The organism is Burkholderia sp. Ax-1724 (assembly GCF_011752995.1).
Taxonomy (GTDB): Bacteria; Pseudomonadota; Gammaproteobacteria; order Burkholderiales; family Burkholderiaceae; genus Paraburkholderia.
This window is the reverse complement of record NZ_VWWL01000051.1, coordinates 1-5,654: the sequence shown is the minus strand read 5'-3', so window position 1 is coordinate 5,654 and position 5,654 is coordinate 1. Positions and strand designations below refer to the sequence as shown.

The 5,654-nt window shown below is 54.2% G+C and carries 2 tRNA genes and 3 rRNA genes; all 5 read left to right on the top strand.

Going from position 1 to position 5,654, the window contains the following annotated elements:
• Positions 1–282: 282 nt before the first annotated feature.
• Positions 283–1,813, top strand: a 16S ribosomal RNA gene (locus F3J19_RS32200).
• Positions 1,814–1,886: 73 nt separating this feature from the next.
• A tRNA-Ile gene (locus tag F3J19_RS32195) sits at positions 1,887–1,963 on the top strand.
• A 63-nt stretch (positions 1,964–2,026) separates the two neighbouring features.
• Positions 2,027–2,102 (top strand) — tRNA-Ala (locus tag F3J19_RS32190).
• 292 nt (positions 2,103–2,394) lie between these two features.
• A 23S ribosomal RNA gene (locus F3J19_RS32185) occupies positions 2,395–5,273 on the top strand.
• Between the two features lie 263 nt (positions 5,274–5,536).
• Positions 5,537–5,650: ribosomal RNA gene (gene rrf, locus F3J19_RS32180) — 5S ribosomal RNA — on the top strand.
• The 16S, 23S and 5S rRNA genes sit together here with 2 tRNA genes alongside, the layout of an rRNA operon.
• Positions 5,651–5,654: the final 4 nt, after the last annotated feature.

Genomic DNA, 5,654 nt, shown 5'->3' with positions numbered 1-5,654 from the left:
CATAATCTCGTTTCTCTGCTGCAGACGCAGCGACGCGAACGAAGCGGTGCCGGGTGGTTTGGGTGCTGTGAGTTTGTGGACTGATCTTTAAAAACCAACAGCCGATAAGTGTGGGCGCTTGATGCGGGGTGCGGACCTGATCTTCGGATCGGGTCAAGGCAAAAGTATCAAGAGTCTCACACAGTAAAGAGGAAGGTTTGCCTGTTGAGAGACAGGTTAATCATCGTCAGTACGTTGAGTGAGCGACCGGTTCAGAGATGAACCGAAAACAGTAACAGGTTTGAACTGAAGAGTTTGATCCTGGCTCAGATTGAACGCTGGCGGCATGCCTTACACATGCAAGTCGGACGGCAGCGCGGGCTTCGGCCTGGCGGCGAGTGGCGAACGGGTGAGTAATACATCGGAACGTGTCCTGGAGTGGGGGATAGCCCGGCGAAAGCCGGATTAATACCGCATACGCTCGGGAGAGGAAAGCGGGGGCTCGCAAGACCTCGCGCTCAAGGGGCGGCCGATGGCAGATTAGGTAGTTGGTGGGGTAAAGGCCTACCAAGCCGACGATCTGTAGCTGGTCTGAGAGGACGACCAGCCACACTGGGACTGAGACACGGCCCAGACTCCTACGGGAGGCAGCAGTGGGGAATTTTGGACAATGGGGGCAACCCTGATCCAGCAATGCCGCGTGTGTGAAGAAGGCCTTCGGGTTGTAAAGCACTTTTGTCCGGGAAGAAAGCCCTTTCGATAATACCGGAGGGGGATGACGGTACTGGAAGAATAAGCACCGGCTAACTACGTGCCAGCAGCCGCGGTAATACGTAGGGTGCGAGCGTTAATCGGAATTACTGGGCGTAAAGCGTGCGCAGGCGGTGCTGTAAGACCGATGTGAAATCCCCGGGCTTAACCTGGGAACTGCATTGGTGACTGCAGCGCTGGAGTATGGCAGAGGGGGGTGGAATTCCACGTGTAGCAGTGAAATGCGTAGAGATGTGGAGGAACACCGATGGCGAAGGCAGCCCCCTGGGCCAATACTGACGCTCATGCACGAAAGCGTGGGGAGCAAACAGGATTAGATACCCTGGTAGTCCACGCCCTAAACGATGTCAACTGGTTGTCGGGCCTTCATTGGCTTGGTAACGTAGCTAACGCGTGAAGTTGACCGCCTGGGGAGTACGGTCGCAAGATTAAAACTCAAAGGAATTGACGGGGACCCGCACAAGCGGTGGATGATGTGGATTAATTCGATGCAACGCGAAAAACCTTACCTACCCTTGACATGGATGGAAGCCTGATGAGAGTTGGGTGTGCCCGAAAGGGAGCCATCACACAGGTGCTGCATGGCTGTCGTCAGCTCGTGTCGTGAGATGTTGGGTTAAGTCCCGCAACGAGCGCAACCCTTGTCCCTAGTTGCTACGCAAGAGCACTCCAGGGAGACTGCCGGTGACAAACCGGAGGAAGGTGGGGATGACGTCAAGTCCTCATGGCCCTTATGGGTAGGGCTTCACACGTCATACAATGGTCGGAACAGAGGGTTGCCAAGCCGCGAGGTGGAGCCAATCCCAGAAAACCGATCGTAGTCCGGATCGCACTCTGCAACTCGAGTGCGTGAAGCTGGAATCGCTAGTAATCGCGGATCAGCATGCCGCGGTGAATACGTTCCCGGGTCTTGTACACACCGCCCGTCACACCATGGGAGTGGGTTTCACCAGAAGTAGGTAGCCTAACCGCAAGGAGGGCGCTTACCACGGTGGGATTCATGACTGGGGTGAAGTCGTAACAAGGTAGCCGTATCGGAAGGTGCGGCTGGATCACCTCCTTTCCAGAGCTAGCATCTCTATCAAGTGCTCACGCTTATCGGCTGTGGTTAGCAGAAGAAACGCAGACAGACGCAGGGGTCTGTAGCTCAGTCGGTTAGAGCACCGTCTTGATAAGGCGGGGGTCGATGGTTCGAATCCATCCAGACCCACCATCTTTGTCTGTGGTGCTGACAGATCTCTGGGTGCGGGCAGATAGTCGTATCTGTAGTATGACTGGGGGATTAGCTCAGCTGGGAGAGCACCTGCTTTGCAAGCAGGGGGTCGTCGGTTCGATCCCGTCATCCTCCACCAATCTTCAATGCGCAGGGTTCTGCACGAGTGCAGAGCGTTGCGCATTGGCGATTGAGCCAGTCAGAGCGATGTGAGGCAACTCGCAATCGGCTGTCGTTCTTTAACAATCAGGAAGAAGTAGTAAAGAGATTCACGAAAGCGTACTTAGAGATGGGTAGGCGAGTAGGTGAATCAGGGTTGTGATTGTATCGATGTATTTTAAGGGCGATCGGAAGGTCGTCTTGGAATACGGCGCAACACGAATACTCAACCTGTAGCGGGTGAGTCTCGCGAAGAGACATACCTGTTATAGGGTCAAGCGAACAAGTGCATGTGGTGGATGCCTTGGCGATCACAGGCGATGAAGGACGCGGTAGCCTGCGAAAAGCTCCGGGGAGCTGGCAAACAAGCTTTGATCCGGAGATGTCCGAATGGGGAAACCCACTCCTAATGGAGTATCCATGACTGAATACATAGGTCATGTGAAGCGAACGCGGTGAACTGAAACATCTAAGTAACCGCAGGAAAAGAAATCAACCGAGATTCCCAAAGTAGTGGCGAGCGAAATGGGATCAGCCTGTACTCTTTATCTGTACTGTTAGTCGAATGCTCTGGAAAGTGCAGCCATAGCGGGTGATAGCCCCGTAGACGAAAACAGCATGGAAGAACTGGGTGTACGAGAAGTAGGGCGGGACACGTGAAATCCTGTCTGAAGATGGGGGGACCATCCTCCAAGGCTAAATACTCGTGATCGACCGATAGTGAACCAGTACCGTGAGGGAAAGGCGAAAAGAACCCCGGGAGGGGAGTGAAACAGATCCTGAAACCGCATGCATACAAACAGTCGGAGCCTCTTCGGGGGTGACGGCGTACCTTTTGTATAATGGGTCAGCGACTTACATTCAGTGGCGAGCTTAACCGATTAGGGCAGGCGTAGCGAAAGCGAGTCCGAACAGGGCGATTAGTCGCTGGGTGTAGACCCGAAACCAGGTGATCTATCCATGGCCAGGTTGAAGGCACGGTAACACGTGCTGGAGGACCGAACCCACTAACGTTGAAAAGTTAGGGGATGAGCTGTGGATAGGGGTGAAAGGCTAAACAAACCTGGAAATAGCTGGTTCTCTCCGAAAACTATTTAGGTAGTGCCTCGTGTATCACCTTCGGGGGTAGAGCACTGTCATGGTTGTGGGGTCCATTGCGGATTACTTCGCCATAGCAAACTCCGAATACCGAAGAGTGCAATCACGGGAGACAGACATCGGGTGCTAACGTCCGGTGTCAAGAGGGAAACAACCCAGACCGCCAGCTAAGGTCCCCAAATATGGCTAAGTGGGAAACGAAGTGGGAAGGCTAAAACAGTCAGGAGGTTGGCTTAGAAGCAGCCACCCTTTAAAGAAAGCGTAATAGCTCACTGATCGAGTCGTCCTGCGCGGAAGATGTAACGGGGCTAAGCCATATACCGAAGCTGCGGATGCACATTGATGTGCATGGTAGGAGAGCGTTCCGTAAGCCTGCGAAGGTGCACTGGAAAGTGTGCTGGAGGTATCGGAAGTGCGAATGCTGACATGAGTAGCGATAAAGGGGGTGAAAGGCCCCCTCGCCGTAAGCCCAAGGTTTCCTACGCAACGTTCATCGGCGTAGGGTGAGTCGGCCCCTAAGGCGAGGCAGAAATGCGTAGCTGATGGGAAGCAGGTTAATATTCCTGCACCATTGTTAAATGCGATGGGGGGACGGATCGCGGAAGGTTGTCCGGGTGTTGGAAGTCCCGGTCCTTGCATTGGAGAAGGCGCTTTGGCAAATCCGGGCGCGGAATTCAAGGGTGCGAGGCCATTCACTTCGGTGAAGAAGCAATCGGAAGTGGTTCCAAGAAAAGCCTCTAAGCTTCAGTTTAACAAGACCGTACCGCAAACCGACACAGGTGGGCGAGATGAGTATTCTAAGGCGCTTGAGAGAACCCGGGAGAAGGAACTCGGCAAACTGGTACCGTAACTTCGGGATAAGGTACGCCCCTGTAGCTTGACTGGCTTGCGCCAGAAGGGTGAAGGGGTTGCAATAAACTGGTGGCTGCGACTGTTTAATAAAAACACAGCACTCTGCAAACACGAAAGTGGACGTATAGGGTGTGACGCCTGCCCGGTGCCGGAAGATTAAATGATGGGGTGCAAGCTCCTGATTGAAGTCCCGGTAAACGGCGGCCGTAACTATAACGGTCCTAAGGTAGCGAAATTCCTTGTCGGGTAAGTTCCGACCTGCACGAATGGCGTAACGATGGCCACACTGTCTCCTCCCGGGACTCAGCGAAGTTGAAGTGTTTGTGATGATGCAATCTCCCCGCGGCTAGACGGAAAGACCCCATGAACCTTTACTGTAGCTTTGCATTGGACTTTGAACCGGTCTGTGTAGGATAGGTGGGAGGCTGTGAAGCGGGAACGCCAGTTTCCGTGGAGCCGTCCTTGAAATACCACCCTGATCTGTTTGAGGTTCTAACCTTGGCCCGTAATCCGGGTTGGGGACAGTGCATGGTAGGCAGTTTGACTGGGGCGGTCTCCTCCCAAAGTGTAACGGAGGAGTACGAAGGTACGCTAGGTACGGTCGGAAATCGTGCTGATAGTGCAATGGCATAAGCGTGCTTGACTGTGAGACTGACAAGTCGAACAGGTGCGAAAGCAGGTCATAGTGATCCGGTGGTTCTGTATGGAAGGGCCATCGCTCAACGGATAAAAGGTACTCTGGGGATAACAGGCTGATACCGCCCAAGAGTTCATATCGACGGCGGTGTTTGGCACCTCGATGTCGGCTCATCTCATCCTGGGGCTGTAGCCGGTCCCAAGGGTATGGCTGTTCGCCATTTAAAGAGGTACGTGAGCTGGGTTTAAAACGTCGTGAGACAGTTTGGTCCCTATCTGCCGTGGGCGCTGGATATTTGAAGGGGGCTGCTCCTAGTACGAGAGGACCGGAGTGGACGAACCTCTGGTGTACCGGTTGTCACGCCAGTGGCATCGCCGGGTAGCTATGTTCGGAAGAGATAACCGCTGAAAGCATCTAAGCGGGAAACTCGCCTTAAGATGAGATATCCCCGGGGCTTCGAGCCCCTTGAAGGGTCGTTCAAGACCAGGACGTTGATAGGTCAGGTGTGCACGTGCAGTAATGCACTGAGCTAACTGATACTAATTGCCCGTAAGGCTTGATCCTATAACAGGTGTGTCTCGACACCGTTAGTGCTTCAGCTGCCGGCCGGCGTGAGTGCTTCAGCACTTGCGCCGGGCCCATGCAAAGCGCTTGCGGGTGTCCGATCCCCGAAGAAGGGGATACGCTGGAACTCCAGAAGGAGTGACCAGAACACGCGGTTGAGTGATCGATGTTGTGCCAGAAACAACGCAACTCCCACACGAATCCTTTACGCTTCTTCCCGATTGGCTGTGGCGCGAAAACCCGCGACGCAGCAACCCGTCATGCCTGATGACCATAGCGAGTCGGTCCCACCCCTTCCCATCCCGAACAGGACCGTGAAACGACTCCACGCCGATGATAGTGCGGATTGCCCGTGTGAAAGTAGGTAATCGTCAGGCTCCT